The sequence below is a fragment of the Pseudomonas sp. QL9 genome (assembly GCF_041409665.1).
GTDB lineage: Bacteria > Pseudomonadota > Gammaproteobacteria > Pseudomonadales > Pseudomonadaceae > Pseudomonas > Pseudomonas knackmussii.
The window spans coordinates 3,686,572-3,702,782 of record NZ_CP166971.1 but is presented as its reverse complement, the minus strand read 5'-3'; the positions used below and the strand labels follow the sequence as shown (position 1 = coordinate 3,702,782).

At 65.9% G+C, this 16,211-nt stretch carries 13 protein-coding genes; 6 read left to right on the top strand and 7 right to left on the bottom strand.

Features of this window, described 5'->3' with window-relative positions; translation table 11 throughout:
* Window positions 1-18 precede the first annotated feature (18 nt).
* Window positions 19-243, top strand: a complete 225-nt coding sequence (locus ACA097_RS17345) for a hypothetical protein (protein WP_043255057.1) — start codon at window positions 19-21, stop codon at window positions 241-243.
* 202 nt (window positions 244-445) lie between these two features.
* On the opposite strand, the gene ACA097_RS17340 is transcribed toward ACA097_RS17345, so the two are convergent.
* From ACA097_RS17340 to ACA097_RS17315, 6 genes are all read right to left on the bottom strand, one after another.
* Window positions 446-1,063, bottom strand: coding sequence for an FKBP-type peptidyl-prolyl cis-trans isomerase (locus ACA097_RS17340; RefSeq protein ID WP_160288327.1), 618 nt, complete (start codon window positions 1,061-1,063; stop codon window positions 446-448).
* A 74-nt stretch (window positions 1,064-1,137) separates the two neighbouring features.
* Window positions 1,138-1,437 carry a DUF6482 family protein gene (locus tag ACA097_RS17335; protein ID WP_043255061.1) on the bottom strand — a complete coding sequence of 100 codons (300 nt, stop codon included), beginning with the start codon at window positions 1,435-1,437 and terminating at the stop codon, window positions 1,138-1,140.
* Between the two features lie 124 nt (window positions 1,438-1,561).
* Window positions 1,562-2,056 carry a TIGR00645 family protein gene (locus ACA097_RS17330; RefSeq protein WP_371364767.1) on the bottom strand — a complete coding sequence of 165 codons (495 nt, stop codon included), beginning with the start codon at window positions 2,054-2,056 and terminating at the stop codon, window positions 1,562-1,564.
* A 165-nt stretch (window positions 2,057-2,221) separates the two neighbouring features.
* Window positions 2,222-2,563 carry a hypothetical protein gene (locus ACA097_RS17325; protein ID WP_043255064.1) on the bottom strand — a complete coding sequence of 114 codons (342 nt, stop codon included), beginning with the start codon at window positions 2,561-2,563 and terminating at the stop codon, window positions 2,222-2,224.
* A 180-nt stretch (window positions 2,564-2,743) separates the two neighbouring features.
* Entirely contained in the window at window positions 2,744-5,230 is a 2,487-nt protein-coding gene (locus tag ACA097_RS17320; RefSeq protein ID WP_371364765.1) for a Lon protease family protein, read from the bottom strand.
* Between the two features lie 99 nt (window positions 5,231-5,329).
* Window positions 5,330-5,659, bottom strand: a complete 330-nt coding sequence (locus ACA097_RS17315; RefSeq protein WP_043255067.1) for a TraR/DksA family transcriptional regulator — start codon at window positions 5,657-5,659, stop codon at window positions 5,330-5,332.
* 233 nt (window positions 5,660-5,892) lie between these two features.
* Between ACA097_RS17315 and ACA097_RS17310 the strand changes: the two genes are divergently transcribed.
* The 4 genes from ACA097_RS17310 to ACA097_RS17295 all read left to right on the top strand — a co-directional run bounded on the left by ACA097_RS17310 (window position 5,893) and on the right by ACA097_RS17295 (window position 9,917).
* Window positions 5,893-6,381 (top strand): DUF3015 domain-containing protein, encoded by a 489-nt coding sequence (locus ACA097_RS17310; RefSeq protein ID WP_043255068.1) that lies wholly within the window; start codon window positions 5,893-5,895, stop codon window positions 6,379-6,381.
* A gap of 55 nt (window positions 6,382-6,436) precedes the next feature.
* The gene (locus tag ACA097_RS17305) at window positions 6,437-8,302 is read left to right on the top strand and encodes a DUF4105 domain-containing protein (protein ID WP_371364762.1); all 1,866 of its coding nucleotides are present in this window, start codon (window positions 6,437-6,439) and stop codon (window positions 8,300-8,302) included.
* Window positions 8,303-8,349: 47 nt separating this feature from the next.
* The gene (locus ACA097_RS17300; RefSeq protein ID WP_371364760.1) at window positions 8,350-9,570 is read left to right on the top strand and encodes an RtcB family protein; all 1,221 of its coding nucleotides are present in this window, start codon (window positions 8,350-8,352) and stop codon (window positions 9,568-9,570) included.
* Window positions 9,571-9,632: 62 nt separating this feature from the next.
* Window positions 9,633-9,917, top strand: coding sequence for a hypothetical protein (locus ACA097_RS17295; protein ID WP_371364758.1), 285 nt, complete (start codon window positions 9,633-9,635; stop codon window positions 9,915-9,917).
* 51 nt (window positions 9,918-9,968) lie between these two features.
* Here the strand turns inward: ACA097_RS17295 and ettA are convergent, their stop codons facing one another.
* Window positions 9,969-11,633: an energy-dependent translational throttle protein EttA gene (ettA, locus tag ACA097_RS17290; RefSeq protein ID WP_160288330.1), complete on the bottom strand. Its 1,665-nt coding sequence runs from the start codon at window positions 11,631-11,633 to the stop codon at window positions 9,969-9,971.
* A gap of 380 nt (window positions 11,634-12,013) precedes the next feature.
* Between ettA and ACA097_RS17285 the strand changes: the two genes are divergently transcribed.
* Complete coding sequence (locus tag ACA097_RS17285; protein WP_371370537.1) at window positions 12,014-16,141, top strand: EAL domain-containing protein; 4,128 nt, start codon at window positions 12,014-12,016, stop codon at window positions 16,139-16,141.
* The last annotated feature ends 70 nt before the right edge of the window (window positions 16,142-16,211 follow it).

The following is a 16,211-nucleotide window of genomic DNA, read 5'->3' as shown; positions in this document are numbered from 1 at the left end:
AACCAAGGAGATACCGACATGACCTACATGATCGATGCCTGGCTGGACCGCCCCCATCCCTACCTGCGCATCCTCAACCGCGACACCGGTGAAGTCTGTGCACTGCTGGAGGATGACGCCCTCGACGAACTGCGCGACCAGGGCGGCCTGGACCTGCATGAGCTTGGCACCAGCGAACCACAAGTGATCAAGGAGCTGGTGCGCAACCTGTTCCTGTTCTGCTACGCCCGCGCGCTGCGCTGATGGCGGACTGCAGCGGGGGAGCGAACCTGCTCATGGCTGAGCGCGCGCTAACGGTTCGCGAGCAAGATCGACATATTGGGATTCTGAGATGGCGCAGGACGCGCCATCCGCGCAACCGCCGCCCGGGCAGCGGTTGCGGACGGGGCAACGTGGAGCCCCGCGGCAGACCGTGGCGACCAGGGACGGCCGCCTCGGAGTGCACTTAGAGGATGTCGAGCAGTTCGACGTCGAACACCAGGGTGCTGTGCGGCGGGATGCTGCCGACGGCCTGGCCACCGTAGGCCAGCTCGGCCGGCACGTGCAGGCGCCACTTGCTGCCGGTGTTCATCAGCTGCAGGGCCTCGACCCAACCGGCGATCACACCACCGACCGGGAACTCGGCCGGCTGGCCGCGCTGGTAGGAGCTGTCGAACACGCTGCCATCGATCAGGGTGCCGTGGTAGTGGGTGCGCACGGTGTCTTCGCGGGACGGTTTGGCGCCTTCGCCGGCAACCAGCACTTCGTACTGCAGACCCGACGGCAGAACGGTCACGCCTTCGCGCTTGGCGTTCTCGACCAGGTAGGCCTTGCCATCGGCGGCGGCAGCTTCAGCCTTGGCCTGAGCCTCAGCCTGCATGCGCTCACGAATGACCTGGAAGCTTGCCGACAGCTGCTCGACGGGCACCCGGCTATCGACACCGCCGAAAGCATCGGACAGGCCGGCGAGCACCGCGTCCAGGCTCATGCCCGGAACCGGGTTGTCGCGCAGCTGGTCGCCCAGCTGGCGGCCAATGCCGTAGCTGACGCGGGCTTCGTCGGTGGAAAGGTTGAGGTCGCTCATGGCGGGGCTCCGCAGGGTAAAAAGGGCGGCCAGCCTAGCACAGTTGCCCGCCCTGCCCCACCGCCGGAGCGGCGTCAATGCAGTGGGATAGGCACACCGTCATCGTTGACCGCGCTGCCGCTGTGAGAGCCGCACATTTCGTCCTGGACCACCGCATGCACCAGTTGGAAGGGGATCGCCGGCAAGGGCGCCAGCAACTCGCGGGCATGTTCCACCGAACGCACGCCGAGCACATGCCCCTTGGCGTCCTGGATTGGGAAGTAACGCTGCCCGATGCGCGCTTCGAGCACATAGATACCGCCCTCCATGGACACCAGATGCAACTCGTCGACATCCCCGGCGAGTGAACGGTTGGTCAGCTCTTGCAGGTTCATTGCGCACCTCCAGGCAGGGTTCCACGCTGACCAGTCTCGTACAGCGCGGGCGGTGCGCCCAGCGTAAACGACACCGCCCGTCCGGTTCGGCGGACGGGCGGTGTGCGGCAGGCGGGAAAAGCGATCAGTGGTCGTGGCGGGTCAGCTTGTCCAGGTAACCCATGACGAATGCCGAGAGCACGAAAGTCAGGTGGATGATCACGTACCACATCAGCTTGTTGTCGGGGATGTTCTTCAGGTCCATGAAGATGCGCAGCAGGTGGATCGACGAGATCGCCACGATGGAGGCCGCCACCTTGTTCTTCAGCGAGCTGGCGTCCATCTTGCCCAGCCAGCTGAGCTTTTCCTTGCCCTCGGCGATGTCCAGCTGCGACACGAAGTTCTCGTAGCCGGAGAACATCACCATCACCAGCAGGCCGCCGACCAGCGCCATGTCGATCAACGACAGCAGCACAAGAACCAGGTCTGCTTCGGCGATGGAGATGATGTCCGGCAGGATGTGGAAGATTTCCTGGAAGAACTTGATGGTCAGCGCCAGCAGAGCCAGCGACAGACCGACGTAGACCGGCGCCAGCAACCAGCGGGCACCGTACATGGTGTTTTCGATGAAGCGTTCCATAGCATTCGCGACAGAGTTGGAAATGGCCGCGAATTATAGCGAAGCCGTCTTCGGAGTTATCCAGTTATTCTGTGGATAAATATGTGCAAGAACCTGGGATGAACGGCTCCGGACCGCGTGGCGCCAACCTTCGCGCGCTGTGATCAGGGACTGCGCAATGTCGCTTCAGGGCTCCGGATGGAACTGGAAGTCCCCGAGGTTGCGCGTGCGTTCGCCATTGATGCGGCGCAGTTCGGCCTGCAGATGCAGTTGCCAGATGGGCGGATCGTCGGCGACCACGTAGCCCTGCTGGGCCAGGCAATCGGCGATCGCTTCGAGCACGCCTTCCGCGACGAAAGGCCCGTAGAACGGGCCTTGCGCCTTGATGGCGGTCGGCTGGGCGCCGGCCATTCCGGCGGCGCAAAGCAAGGTCCAGAGTCCATTCTCTCCGGCCAGCGGCCTGATCTCGCACTCGATGCGCGTGGTCAGCCCCAGACAAGGGCGGATAAGGCAGAGGTTACGCGGCATGGCGGCACCCTCGCGGTGATCCTGCTTTTGAGCCTACACCCAGGTCCGGAACCGCGAAAGGTTGGAATTATCCACGCCTGCTGTGGATAACGCTGTGAATACCGCGGGGGCAAGGTCGGCAGTCCACCGCGGCGCCTGGGCGCCGCGGGGATGCTCAAGCTATGTACAGGCGCGAGCGCCTCACTCGCCGTCCTTCTTCTTGCGAGCGCGCTCCTTCTCCACCGCCGGCTGTTTGGCCACCTTGGCCGGTGCCGGAGCTTCCTTGGCAGCTTTTTCTTTCTCCTTGTCGTCCTCTTCCATGCCCATGGCATCGATTTCCTTGAGGCGCTCGACTACACGCGCATTGACGCTACCGGCCGGAAACTCGCCCTTCTCGTTGGGGGCCCCTGCCGGCTGGCCGACCAGCAGACTCAGCGCTTCATCCACGTGGCGCACCGCGTAGACGTTGAACAGGCCATTGCGCACAGCCTGCAGCACGCGCTCGTCGAGCATCAGCGTGGTGACGTTGGAGCGCGGAATGATCACCCCCTGCTCGCCGGTCAGGCCGCGCGCTTCGCAAAGGCGGAAGAAGCCTTCGATCTTCTCGTTGACCCCGCCGACCGCCTGCACCTCGCCAAACTGGTTGATCGAACCGGTGATGGCGAAGCACTGCCGCAGCGGCGTGCGCGACAACGCGGAAATCAGGGTGCAGACCTCGCCCAGCGAGGCGCTGTCGCCGTCGACGTAACCGTAGGACTGCTCCAGGGCGATGCTCGCGGAAATCTCCAGCGGATACTCCTGCGCATAGCGGCTGCCCAGGTAGCCGGTGAGGATCATCACGCCCTTGGAGTGGATCGGCTGGCCCAGGCTGACCTCGCGCTCGATGTCTACGATGCCGCTGCCGCCCGGGTACACGGTGGCGGAGATGCGCGCCGGCACACCGAACACCGAATCGCCCACTTCCAGCACGGTCAGGCCATTGCACCTGCCGATGGAAGCACCCTCGGTATCGATCAGCACGATGCCGGCTAGGATGTCGTCGAGGATGCGCGCCGAAACGCGGCCGGTTCGGGTCTCCTTGGCCTTGAGGGCGCGCTCGATGTGCCCCAGCGATGTGACCTCTTCATTCGCCAGCTGACGGATGAAGTCCGCCTCGCTGACCAGCTGGAACAGGTCGCCGATCCGCGCCGATAGCCGCCCCTGGTGCTCGGCCAGGCGCGCACTGTAGGTGGCCAGGCGGGCAACTGCCTCGCGGGTCAGCGGCGCCAGGCCCTCTTCCGAGGTGCGCGTCTTCAGCAGTTGGGCGAACTGCTCGAGACTGTCGTCGCCCAGTGGGATGTCCTCGTCGAAGTCGACCAGCACGCGGAACATCTCCTGGAAGTCCGGATCCAGGTCTTGCAGCGTGTAGTAGATCTGCCGCGAGCCGATGATGATGACCTTGATGTGCAGCGGGATCACCTGCGGCGTCAGGCTCATGGCGGCCAGGCGGCCGAGTTCGGCCAGCGGCGATTCCATCTTCAGCTGGCGCGACTGCAGGGCACGCTTGAGCGCATCCCAGACGAAGGGTTCGCCAAGCAGCTTCTCCGCCTCCAGCACCAGGAAACCGCCGTTGGCGCGATGCAGCGCGCCCGGGCGCAGTTGGCGGTAGCTGGTGTAGAGCGCGCCCTGGTCGGAGGCGTATTCGATACGACCGAACAGGTTGTCGTAGGTCGGGTGCGACTCGAACACCACCGGCGCACCGCCAGTGGCGTGGTGGCCGATCACCTGGTTGGGTGCGTATTGCTCCTGCAGCATTTGCTTGCGCTGGGCGTCGCTGCGGTTCTCGTCGACCAGTTGATCGACCACGGTCTTCAGCAGGTTGAGCTGCAGCGCCTGCAGGTAGGCGCAGACCCCGGAGTTGTTGTTGTACTTCTCCACCAGCGGCGCCAGCAGCGGCTGCAGTGCCAGGGTGATGGTTTCCTCGTTGAGCTGACGCAGCTGGTTGCTCGATTCGCGCTTCCATTGCGGCAGGCTGGCCAGTTCCTCGTTGAGATGCTCCTCGAGGTCGGAGATGTCTTCGTGGAAGCGCTCGCGCTCGGCTTCCGGCAGCTGGGCGAACTCGGCCTCGTCGAGGGCCTTGCCGTCCTTCATCGGGGTGAAGGCGATGTTCGCGCTGTCGCGGTAGAGCGCTACGTCCTTCTCCAGGGCCAAGCGCTCGACGGTATCCAGGGCCTTGTCGTAGCGCTGGTTGAAGGCACGGTCGATGGCGCTCTTCTTCTGCTGGTAGGCCGGGTTTTCGAAGACCGAGGGGAAAGTGGACAGCAGGTTGTCGATCAGTTGCTCAAGGTCTTCGCCGAACTCGGCGGCGCTGCCCGGCGGCAGCTCGATGGAGCGCGGCTCGCGGCTCTCGTCGAAGTTATTGACGTAGACCCAGTCGGCCGGCGTCGGCAGGCGCTTGGCCTCGGCCTTCAGGTAACGCTGTACGAACGAGAAGCGCCCGGTGCCCGGCTCGCCCATGACGAACACGTTGTAGCCCGGGCGCGGCATGGCCACGCCGAACTGTAGCGCCTCCACCGCCCGTTCCTGGCCAAGCACGCCGAGGAAGGGTTCCAGATCGTCGGTGGTAGCGAAGGGAAACTGCTCGGGCGAGAAGGGACGGGTCAGTTCTTCGGGCGCCAGGCGCAGGCCGGCGGCAATCGAATGGGGCATCGGAGGTCCTTGCGTCGAGCGGCGGGTAGCCGCGAAAGATTGACGGCATTCTCGCGCTCGCCGCGCGCGACTGGCAAGGCGATTGGCAGCGCCTTCGGGTCAGTGCTGCAGATCGGCGCAGCGCAGGCAGTGCTCGGCGGCAGGCAGGGCGCGCAGGCGCCGGCTTTCGATGGGCTCGCCACAGCGCGCGCACTCACCGTAGGTGCCATCGGCCAGGCGCAACCGAGCCAGGCCGACCTGGCGCATGCCGGCCTCGGCCTCGGCCAGCAGGGCGCGCAGCACATCGTCGTTCTGCCGCTGTTGCGCCTGTTCGGCGAAGTCGGGCGAATGGATTTGCCCCAGGTCGCGACGAATCGCCTCGGCACGCTGTGAGTATTCAGCCGCAAGCGCGTCCAGCGCCGCGCGCGGGTCGAAATCGGGTACGCCCATGGCCCCCTCCTAATAACAAGGAACTCATTACAGTGTGGCCGGTTCCAAGCGTTTCGCCGCTGATGCCGATCAACAGCCGGTTGCGACCGGCGTCACGCCAAAGAGCCAGACCTGCTGCGGCACCGGCGTTCGCCTTGACACCTTCGGGGCATTCCGAAAAGCTCTGCGGGCGCTGTTTGCTGTCAGCGGATTCCTACGGCTAAGCATTCGAATAACGAAAGAGAGACACCACCATGAAAAGGATTCTCCTCGGTACCCTCCTCGCCACCGTTTCCCTCGGCGCCCTCGCAGATGCCCCTGGCAGCGATGGCTGCGGCTGGGGCCAGATGCTCTTCAAAGGGCAGCGCGGCACCGCCACCCACGTGCTGGCAGCAACCACCAACGGCAGCTCCGGCAACAACACCTTCGGCATGACCACCGGCACCAACGGCTGCCACACCAACGGCGCGCTGACCTATGGCGGCAAGCCGATGATCGTCGTCAGCGGCATGATGGACGAGCTGTCCGAAGACATGGCCAAAGGCAACGGCGAAGCCCTGACCACCTATGCCGTGGTACTCGGCGTGAAGCCGGAAGACCGCGCCCACTTCGCCGAAGTGACCCACGAGCACTTCGCGCAGATCTTCACCAAGTCCGACGTGACTGCCGAAGACGTTCTCGCCAACACCCAGGCTGTCCTGAAGCAGGACGCCCGTCTGGCCAAGTACGCCGACCAGGCCTGAGCCTGAAGGCCCGCCCCAACGGGCGGGCCCCCATTCCCTGACCAGCAAGGTCCCCATGCCCAAACGCCTGTTGCCATGGTTGGCGCTGTGCGCCTGCATGTCCCTGCAAGCCGCTCCCGAGCTTGCCCAATCCCGTATTCAGGCCCTGGCCGCGCAACCCTACTGGCTGGCGATCGGGCACTACACCCCGGCCAAGCTCGGCGGCTGGCGCAGCTATGTGGACGATCCGAAGTTCTTTCTCGCCGACGACGGTGAGCGCTCCCCGGAGCACGAGCTGGCCGCCACGCTGAAGGCGCTCTACGCCTCGCCCAGCCTGGGCGACAAGCATGCCCAGTGCGTCTACCCGGCGCGCACCCGCTGGCTGAAGCAGCAGCTGCAGCTGACCGACCTGCCGCAAGTCGAGTGCAAGGAATTCGCCACCTGGTATCACGACATCAACCCGCACAGCGCGGTGCTGGTGTTCCCGGCGGCCTACCTGAACAGCCCGTCCTCGATGTTCGGCCATACCCTGCTACGCATCGACCAGGCCGATGTCGACAGCAACAACACCGCGCTGCTCAGCTACGCGCTGAACTTCGGCGCCTTCATCGAAGGCATGGACAACAGCATCCTCTATGCCTGGAAGGGCCTGATGGGTGGCTATCCGGGGCTGTTCGCGCTGGTCCCGTACCGCGAGAAGCTCTCCGAATACAGCCGCCTGGAGAACCGCGACCTCTGGGAGTACCGGCTGAACCTGACGCCCGAGGAAACCGGGCGCATGGTCGAGCACGTCTGGGAGCTCAAGCAGGTCCGCTTCAAGTACTTCTTCTTCGACGAGAACTGCTCGTTCCGTCTGCTCGAACTGCTGGAGATCGCCCGCCCCGGCGCCGAGCTCACCGACCACTTCCCGCTGTACGCCATCCCCACCGACACGGTGCGCGCGGTGAAGGACGCCGGGATGATCGACAAGATCGACTACCGCCCCTCGCGGGAAAAGGAACTGCTCGCCCGCGCCGAGCCGCTGGACAGCGCCGAGAAGCACCTCGCGGTGCGCCTGGCCGACGACGACAAGTTGCTCGACAGCGCCGAGTTCAAGGCCCTGCCACCCGACCGCCAGGCCCTGGTGCAGGACGCAGCCTTCCGCCTGCTGCGCTACCGCGCCACCGGCAAGGAACGCGACGAAGCCGATGCCGCGCGCAGTTATCAATTGCTGCGTGCGATCAACGTCAACCCGCCGCCGGCGCTGCAGGTGGAACGCCCGGGTCAGCCGGAAGAAGGCCACCAGTCGTTGACCTGGCAGCTCGGCGCCGGCAGCCGCGACGGTCAGGCCTTCGGCGACTACGGCCTGCGCATGGCCTATCACGACCTGGAAGACAACAGCTACGGCTTCCCCCAGGGCGCGCAACTGGAGCTGGGCGACCTGCGTGTGCGCCAGTACGAGGGCAACCGCTGGCAACTGCAGAACCTCGACCTGGTCAGCATCCGCTCGATGACTCCGCGCAGCACCATGCTCAAGCCGCTCTCCTGGCAGGTCACCGGCGGCTGGGAACGGGTCCTGGGCAAGAACAGCGACAACCACGACGACACCCTGGTCGGGCATATCAACGGTGGCGCCGGCGGCAGCTGGAAGCTCACCGATGGCCTGCAAGCGTATGCCCTAGGCACTGCGCGCATCGAGACCAATCCGGACTTCGCCGCAACCATCGCCCCGGCGATGGGCTTCGACAGCGGGCTGTTGTGGCGCAACTCGCTGGGCAATCTGTCCCTTGAGGGCAGCGGCGACTACTTCCACAACGGCGAGGTGCGCCGCAACCTGAGCTTCGGCCAGCAGTTCGAGCTGACCCGCGACCTCGGCCTGCGGCTGTCCGCGGAGCGCGAGTTCAGCCACCAGGCCGGGCCGGTCAACGAGGTCATGCTGCAGCTGCGCTGGTACCATTACTGAATCCACGGGATTCGATGCCCGCCGCAACGGCGGGCAGGTAACGCAGCATGAAAGCCAACGCCCCCACCCTGCTCGAAGTCGCCGGCGGCAAGCCGATCAAGCTCTGGACCCAGGGCGTGCCGGTCGAGGACGACGCCCGCAAGCAACTGATGAACACCGCGCGCCTGCCGTTCATCTTCAAGCACCTGGCGGTGATGCCCGACGTGCACCTGGGCAAGGGCTCGACCATCGGCAGCGTGATCCCCACGGTCGGCGCCATCATTCCTGCTGCGGTCGGCGTCGATATCGGCTGCGGCATGATCGCCGCGCGCACCTCGCTGATGGCCGCGGACCTGCCGGACAACCTGCACGGCCTGCGCAGCGCTATCGAGAAGGCCGTCCCCCACGGCAAGACCTTCGGCCGCCACGACCAGGGCGCCTGGGATGACGTGCCCGCCCATGCCGACCAGGCCTGGAAGAGCCTGGCGAAGCGCTTCAAGGCGATCACCGACAAGTACCCACGCCTGGAAAAGACCAACAACCGCCACCACCTCGGCACCCTGGGCACCGGCAATCACTTCATCGAGGTGTGCCTGGACGAGGCCGACTGCGTCTGGTTCATGCTGCACAGCGGCTCGCGCGGGGTCGGCAACGCCATCGGTAGCCTGTTCATCGAGTTGGCCCAGGCCGACATGCGCCAGCACCTGGCCAACCTGCCGGACAAGGACCTGGCCTATTTCGAGGAAGGCAGCCGGCATTTCGACGATTACGTCGAGGCCGTCGGCTGGGCCCAGGACTTCGCCCGGCAGAACCGCGAGCTGATGATGCAGGCGGTGATCGCCGCGGCTCGCAAGGTGATTCGCAAACCCTTCGAGGCCAGCCTGGAAGCGGTGAACTGCCACCACAACTACGTGCAACGCGAGCAGCATTTCGGCCGCGAAGTGCTGGTCACGCGCAAGGGCGCGGTTTCCGCGCAGAAAGGCCAGCTCGGCATCATCCCCGGCTCGATGGGGGCGAAGAGTTTCATCGTTCGGGGCCTGGGCAACGAGGAAGCCTTCTGCTCCTGCAGCCACGGCGCGGGTCGCAGCATGAGCCGCACCCAGGCCAAGAAGCGCTTCAGCGTCGAGGATCAGGTGCGCGCCACTGCGCACGTCGAATGCCGCAAGGACAAGGACGTGATCGACGAGATCCCGATGGCCTACAAGGACATCGATGCGGTGATGGCGGCCCAGCGCGACCTGGTCGAAGTCGTCCACACGCTGCGCCAGGTGGTCTGTGTCAAGGGCTGAACCGCAAGCGGGGGTTGGAGTCATAGCATTGGGCCAGTTGCCCGATAGCCAAGGAACCCGCCATGCCCCGTTCGCTCCTCCTTCTCCTGCTACTCGGCGCCGCATCGGCCCACGCGGAAATGAAGCTCGGCACCTTCAGCGCCTCCGGCCCCCTGCTGGTGGCCGACACTTTCGACAACCAGGTTATCCACAAGTCGGACTTCAGCAGCGACGACCTCAAGCGCATGGCCGAGCGCCTCGAAACCCAGCAACGCGCGCTCGACGAGCAATCGCGCACCATCGAACGCCTGGAGAGACAGCTGTCCGATCAGCAGCGCGCCGTCGACGATCTCAAGCGCAGCCGCTGACGGCACAAACGAAAACGGGGCCCGCAGGCCCCGTTTTCGTATCGAAGTGGCTTACGCCAGCTTCTTGTAGCGCACGCGGTGCGGCTGCGAGGCAGCGTCGCCCAGGCGCTTCTTGCGATCGGCTTCGAACTCGGTGTAGTTGCCTTCGAAGAAGACCACCTTGCCGTCGTCCTCGTAGGAGAGGATGTGGGTGGCGATACGGTCCAGGAACCAGCGATCGTGGGAGATCACGATGGCGGCGCCGGGGAAGTCCAGCAGCGCTTCTTCCAGCGCACGCAGGGTTTCCACGTCGAGGTCGTTGGACGGTTCGTCGAGCAGCAGGACGTTGCCGCCCTGCTTCAGGGTCAGGGCCAGGTGCAGACGGCCACGCTCACCACCGGAGAGGTCCTTGACGAACTTCTGCTGGTCGCCGCCCTTGAAGTTGAAGCGGCCGACGTAGCTGCGCGACGGAACTTCGTAGTTGCCGATCTTGATCTGCTCGAAGCCATCGGAGACCTGTTCCCAGACGGTCTTGCTGCCGTCGAGGATTTCGCGGCTCTGGTCGACGCTGGCGATCTGCACGGTTTCGCCGATCTCGATGGTGCCCGAGTCCGGTTGTTCCTTGCCGGTCAGCATGCGGAACAGGGTCGATTTACCCGCGCCGTTGCCGCCGATCACGCCGACGATGGCGCCCTTCGGAATGCTCAGGGACAGGTTGTCGATCAGCACGCGATCGCCATAACCCTTGCTGACGTTGTTCAGCTCGATGACCTTGTCGCCCAGGCGCGGACCGGCCGGGATGTAGATCTCGTTGGTCTCGCTGCGCTTCTGGAATTCCTGCGACTGCATTTCCTCGAAGCGTTGCAGACGGGCCTTGGACTTGGACTGGCGAGCCTTGGCGCCCTGGCGTACCCACTCCAGTTCGGCCTTCATGGCCTTGGCGTGGGAGGCTTCCTGCTTGGCTTCCTGGGCCAGGCGGTTGGCCTTGGATTCCAGCCAGCCGGAGTAGTTGCCTTCGAACGGGATGCCCTGGCCACGGTCCAGCTCGAGGATCCAGCCGGCGACGTTGTCGAGGAAGTAGCGGTCGTGGGTGATCGCCACCACGGTGCCCGGGAAGTCGTGCAGGAAGTGCTCCAGCCAGGCTACCGAGTCGGCGTCCAGGTGGTTGGTCGGCTCGTCCAGCAGCAGCATGTCCGGGGCGGACAGCAGCAGGCGGCACAGCGCCACGCGGCGCTTCTCGCCACCGGAGAGGTGCTCGATCTTGGCGTCCCACGGCGGCAGACGCAGGGCGTCGGCGGCGACTTCCAGCTGACGCTCCAGGTTGTGGCCATCGGAAGCCTGGAGGATGGCTTCCAGCTTGGCCTGCTCGGCGGCCAGGGCGTCGAAGTCGGCATCCGGCTCGGCGTAGGCGGCGTAGACCTCGTCCAGGCGGGCCTGGGCCTGCTTGATCTGGCCAACGGCCTCTTCGACGATGTCGCGCACGGTGGCCTGCGGGTCGAGCTTCGGCTCCTGCGGCAGGTAACCGACGTTGATGCCCGGCATCGGACGGGCTTCGCCTTCGATCTCGGTGTCGACGCCCGCCATGATGCGCAGCAGGGTGGATTTACCCGCGCCGTTCAGGCCGAGCACGCCGATCTTGGCGCCGGGGAAGAACGACAGGGAAATGTTCTTGAGGATTTCACGCTTGGGCGGCACGACCTTGCCGACCCGGTGCATGGTATAGACGTATTGAGCCATGGATACCTAGCTTCTGGGATAAGGGTGATCGGGGCAGTGTCGCTTCGACGGTTTCGATCCGGGAGCATCCGGAAGGCCTGAAGCGACCATTCGTCGCGGGCGACGGGCGAAACGCAGGACGGCATGGCCGGTTTCGCGGAAAATGGGCGCGCTGATCACCACGCGCGTGCGGCAAAGCTACCGGAAGCGACCGTGAAGGGCAAACCACGCTCGTCGGCGGTGCTGGCACTTGGCCTTGCTTCCGGGCATGCTTACGCGCGCCGAGTCCAGTCGTTTCCTCGTCAGGTAGCCGCTTCTTGCCCAAACCCACCCGTTCCTCGGCCAGCCTGGCCCGACCAGGACGGCTGGCCACCAAGAGTGCGCTGCTGCTGCTCGTGCCCATGATGCTCGGCCTGCTGATCTGGCAGCTGCGCCAGGAGTACCTCGGGCAGCAACGCTATGAGCGCGAACGCGCCACGGTCTACAGCCAGGAACTGGCCCGCCAACTCTCGCTGACCCTCGAGCTCAAGGCCCTGGCCGCGCGTACCCTCGCCAGCCAGCGGTTGCGCCAGGGCGAAGAGCCGGTGCTGCTGCTCGACGACCTGCAGCACATCTTCCCCGCGCTGCGCAGCCTGGCCTGGCTGAACGCCGAAGGGCGGATCGAGCGCGACACCGCTCCAACCTCCGCTGACGCCGACTTCATCGCCGGCCTGCTGCAGCGCAGCACCGGCCAGGCCTATCACTACGCCTATAACGAAGCCGGCGACCGCTTCTACGTGCTTCTACGCCCCTGGAGCGACACCGACGGCCCGCTCGCGATACTGCGCATGGACGCCTCCGTGGCTCGCCAGCAGTGGGTCGACAAGATGCCGCCAGGCTCGCAGCCGTGGGCCCTGGAAGATCAGGAGAGCCACCGCCTGCTGGCCCGTTCGCCCGCCACGCCGCAAGCACCGGGCGCCGACACTGGCCCAAGCGAAGTCGCCCTGGACGGACTGTTGGTAGCCAACAGCGACTGGCGGATACGCCCGCTGTTCGAGGACCTGCACGCCGGGCGCTCGCTGCTGCCGCGCCTGGCTGGCGAACTGGCCCTGCTCCTGCTGCTGGCCGGCATCGCCGGCTACGCCCTGTTCCGCCTGCAGCGCGAACAGCAGAGCCTGCGCGCGCTCACGGCCGACTCCCAGTCGCGCCTGCGTCAAGCCGCCCAGGCCCTGGCCGCGATCGAGGAAAGGGTGTTGGTGGAGCGCCCCGATGGCCGCCTGGCCTACCTCAACCCGCAAGCCGAACAACTGCTCGGCGTCCGCGTCGCCGACGCCGGACGCCATCACCTGATGACGCTGTTGCCACAGCTCAAGCAGGCGCAGCAGCCCGAACATATCGAACTCGAACACGACGGCCAGCGCCGCCTGTTCGCCGTCAGCCGCCACGCCCTGGACGACACCCAGTTGCCGGGCGAGCTGGCCTGGGTGCTGCGCGGCAACCTGTCCCAGGGCGGGCAGGTCTGGGTTCTGCGCGACGTCACCGAGGAGCAGCGCTCGCTGCAGGTGCTGGAAGAAACCCGGCGGCGCTACCAGGACATCTTCCAGGATGTCGGCGTGGCCCTCTGCGTGCTCGACCTGTCCGGGCTGCGGCGTTACCTGGACGAACGCGCGCTGCGGACTCCGGAAGAACTCGACGCCTGGCTGGCCCAGAGCGAAGAGCGATGGCCGCAGCTGTTGCGGCAGATCCGCATCACCGAGATCAACGACATCGCCAAGCGCCTGCTCGGCGTGCAGGACACCAAGCAGGCCTGGCAGCAGATGATCGGCTCCAGTGCGCGGCGAGCGGACAGCGTGCGCGCCAAGCTGATCAACGCGACGCTCACCGGCGGCGCCCTGGTCGAACAGGAAGTCAGCCTGCGCAGCCGCGGCGGCGAGCCCCGGTACTTCTGGCTGCAGGTGCGCATGCCCGAGCGCCAGGAAGACTTCGGCGCCATCACCCTCAGCCTGTCCGACATCGGCAGCCTCAAGCAGATCGAGATGTCGCTGGTGGAGCGCGAGAAGTTCTGGTCCGACGCGGTGCGCGCCGTGCCCGACACCCTGTACATCCACGACATCACCGCGCGCCGCGTGATCTTCAGCAACCACCACCTGGGCAGCCAGCTCGGTTACAACGAAGCCGAGCTCGCCCAGATGGGCGAACGGTTCTGGGAATGCCTGTTGCACCCGGACGACGTCGAGTACTACTGGCGCGTACGCAACCTGCAGCAGGTGATCGGCGACAGCCTGCTGCTCGACAGCCAGTTGCGCTGGCGGCACCGCGACGGCACCTGGCACTGGTTCGACATCCGCGAGCAAGCCTTCAGCCGCGACGAGTCCGGCCGCGTGGCGCGCCTGATCGGCGTGGCCAAGGACATCACCGCCTCGGTCGAGGCGAACAACTCGTTGCTCGAAAGCAGTCGCCGCTACCAGATGCTCGCGGAAAGCATCAGCGACGTGATCCTCACCACCGACGCTCTTCTGCGCGTCGACTACATCAGCCCGTCGATCCAGCAGACCTTCGGCTACAGCCCCGAAGCGCTGCTCGGCAGCGGTTTCCAGCAGATAGCCACCAACCCGGCGCAGATGGCCCGGATCAACGACCTGCTGGAGCGCGTCGAGGACGCGACCGGCAAGCCCGAGCGCCTCGCCGCCCTGCGTGAGTCCAGCTCGGTGCACCTGTTCACCCTCGACTGCCTGCGCGCCGACGGCCGCAAGATCCCGGTTGAGCTGCGCATCGCCCTGATGTGGGACGAAGGCGGGCGCTTCGTCGGCCTGCTCGGCGTGGCCCGCGACATCAGCCAGCAGCGCCGCGCCGAGCGCGAGATGCGCATGGCCGCCACGGTATTCGAGCACTCCACGGCGGCGATCATGGTTACCGACCCGGCCGGCTACATCGTCCAGGTCAACGACTCCTTCTCGCGCCTGACCGGCTACTCCGCCGCCGAAGTGCTGGACCAGCAGCCACGCATGCTCACTGCCGACCAGCAGGAAGCCAACCAGCTCAAGCACGTGCTCGACAGCCTGCAACTGAGCGGCAGCTGGGAAGGCGAGATCCTGCAGAAGCGCAAGAGCGGCGAGCTCTATCCCTCCTGGGTCGGCATCACCGCGGTGCAGGACGAGGAAGGCGACCTGGTCAGCTTCGTCTGCTTCTTCAGCGACATCAGCGAGCGCAAGGCGAGCGAAAGGCGCATCCACCGCCTGGCCTACTACGACGCCCTCACCCACCTGCCCAACCGCACGCTGTTCCAGGACCGCCTGCACACCGCGCTGATGCAGGCCGAACGGCACCAGCAGTGGGTCGTGCTGATGTTCCTCGACCTCGACCGCTTCAAGCCGATCAACGACTCCCTGGGCCACGCCGCCGGCGACCGCATGCTCAAGGAAGTCGCCGAACGCCTGAACCAGTGCGTCAGCGATTCCGATACCGTGGCGCGCATGGGCGGCGACGAGTTCACCCTGCTGCTGCCGGCGCTCGGCAACCGCGAGATCGCGCTCAAGCGCGCCATCCAGGTCGCCGAGCAGATCCTCGCCAGCCTCGCCCGCCCCTTCACCCTTGAAGGCCGCGAGTTCTTCGTCACCGCCAGCATCGGCGTGGCGCTCTCGCCGCAGGACGGCGCCGAGCTGAGCCAGCTGATGAAGAACGCCGACACGGCGATGTACCACGCCAAGGAAATGGGCAAGAACAACTTCCAGTTCTACCAGGCGGAAATGAACGCCCGCGCCCTCGAGCGCCTGGAGCTGGAAAGCGACCTGCGCCGCGCCATCGAGCTGAACGAGTTCGTCCTGCACTACCAGCCGCAGTTCACCGGCGACGGCCGCCGCCTGACCGGCGCCGAGGCCCTGCTGCGCTGGCAGCACCCGCGCCGCGGGCTGATTCCGCCAGCCGAGTTCGTCCCGGTGCTGGAAGAGCTTGGCCTGATCGCCCAGGTCGGCGACTGGCTGCTCGCCGAAGCCTGCCGCCAGCTCAAGCGCTGGCATCGCGACAAGGTGCGGGTGCCCAAGGTCTCGGTGAACCTGTCGGCCCGGCAGTTCGCCGACGGCCAGCTCGGCACGCGCATCGCCGGCATCCTGATGGAGACCGGCATCCCGCCGGCCTGTCTGGAGCTGGAGCTGACCGAAAGCATCCTGATGAGCGACGTGTCCGAGGCCATGCATATCCTCTTCGGCCTCAAGCGCCTGGGCCTGGCCATCGCGGTGGACGACTTCGGTACCGGCTACTCGTCGCTGAACTACCTCAAGCAGTTCCCCATCGACGTGCTGAAGATCGACCGCAGCTTCGTCGACGGCCTGCCCCACGGCGAGCAGGACGCGATGATCGCCCGCGCCATCATCGCCATGGCCCACAGCCTGAACCTGATGGTGATCGCCGAGGGCGTGGAAACCCAGGCACAGCTCGACTTCCTGCGCGAGCACGGCTGCGACGAGGTACAGGGCTTCCTGTTCGGCCGGCCGATGACCGCCGAGCAGTTCGCCGCGCTCTTCTCCAGCAATACGCTGTTCCTGCTCGGCTGACGCCGGCATTCGCGAACATCGCCCCGCTGATTTCCCGCCCCGCGTGAGGCCCGCTTATCCGCCGCATGAC

Excerpts from the sequence above, each read along its gene's own strand:
- ACA097_RS17305 (WP_371364762.1), top strand. The coding sequence starts at position 6,437 with ATGCCCAAACGCCTGTTGCCATGGTTGGCGCTGTGCGCCTGCATGTCC.
- ettA (WP_160288330.1), bottom strand. The coding sequence starts at position 11,633 with ATGGCTCAATACGTCTATACCATGCACCGGGTCGGCAAGGTCGTGCCG.
- ACA097_RS17320 (WP_371364765.1), bottom strand. The coding sequence starts at position 5,230 with ATGCCCCATTCGATTGCCGCCGGCCTGCGCCTGGCGCCCGAAGAACTG.
- ACA097_RS17335 (WP_043255061.1), bottom strand. The coding sequence starts at position 1,437 with ATGAACCTGCAAGAGCTGACCAACCGTTCACTCGCCGGGGATGTCGAC.
- ACA097_RS17310 (WP_043255068.1), top strand. The coding sequence starts at position 5,893 with ATGAAAAGGATTCTCCTCGGTACCCTCCTCGCCACCGTTTCCCTCGGC.
- ACA097_RS17345 (WP_043255057.1), top strand. The coding sequence starts at position 19 with ATGACCTACATGATCGATGCCTGGCTGGACCGCCCCCATCCCTACCTG.
- ACA097_RS17285 (WP_371370537.1), top strand. The coding sequence starts at position 12,014 with ATGATGCTCGGCCTGCTGATCTGGCAGCTGCGCCAGGAGTACCTCGGG.
- ACA097_RS17325 (WP_043255064.1), bottom strand. The coding sequence starts at position 2,563 with ATGCCGCGTAACCTCTGCCTTATCCGCCCTTGTCTGGGGCTGACCACG.
- ACA097_RS17300 (WP_371364760.1), top strand. The coding sequence starts at position 8,350 with ATGAAAGCCAACGCCCCCACCCTGCTCGAAGTCGCCGGCGGCAAGCCG.
- ACA097_RS17315 (WP_043255067.1), bottom strand. The coding sequence starts at position 5,659 with ATGGGCGTACCCGATTTCGACCCGCGCGCGGCGCTGGACGCGCTTGCG.
- ACA097_RS17340 (WP_160288327.1), bottom strand. The coding sequence starts at position 1,063 with ATGAGCGACCTCAACCTTTCCACCGACGAAGCCCGCGTCAGCTACGGC.
- ACA097_RS17295 (WP_371364758.1), top strand. The coding sequence starts at position 9,633 with ATGCCCCGTTCGCTCCTCCTTCTCCTGCTACTCGGCGCCGCATCGGCC.
- ACA097_RS17330 (WP_371364767.1), bottom strand. The coding sequence starts at position 2,056 with ATGGAACGCTTCATCGAAAACACCATGTACGGTGCCCGCTGGTTGCTG.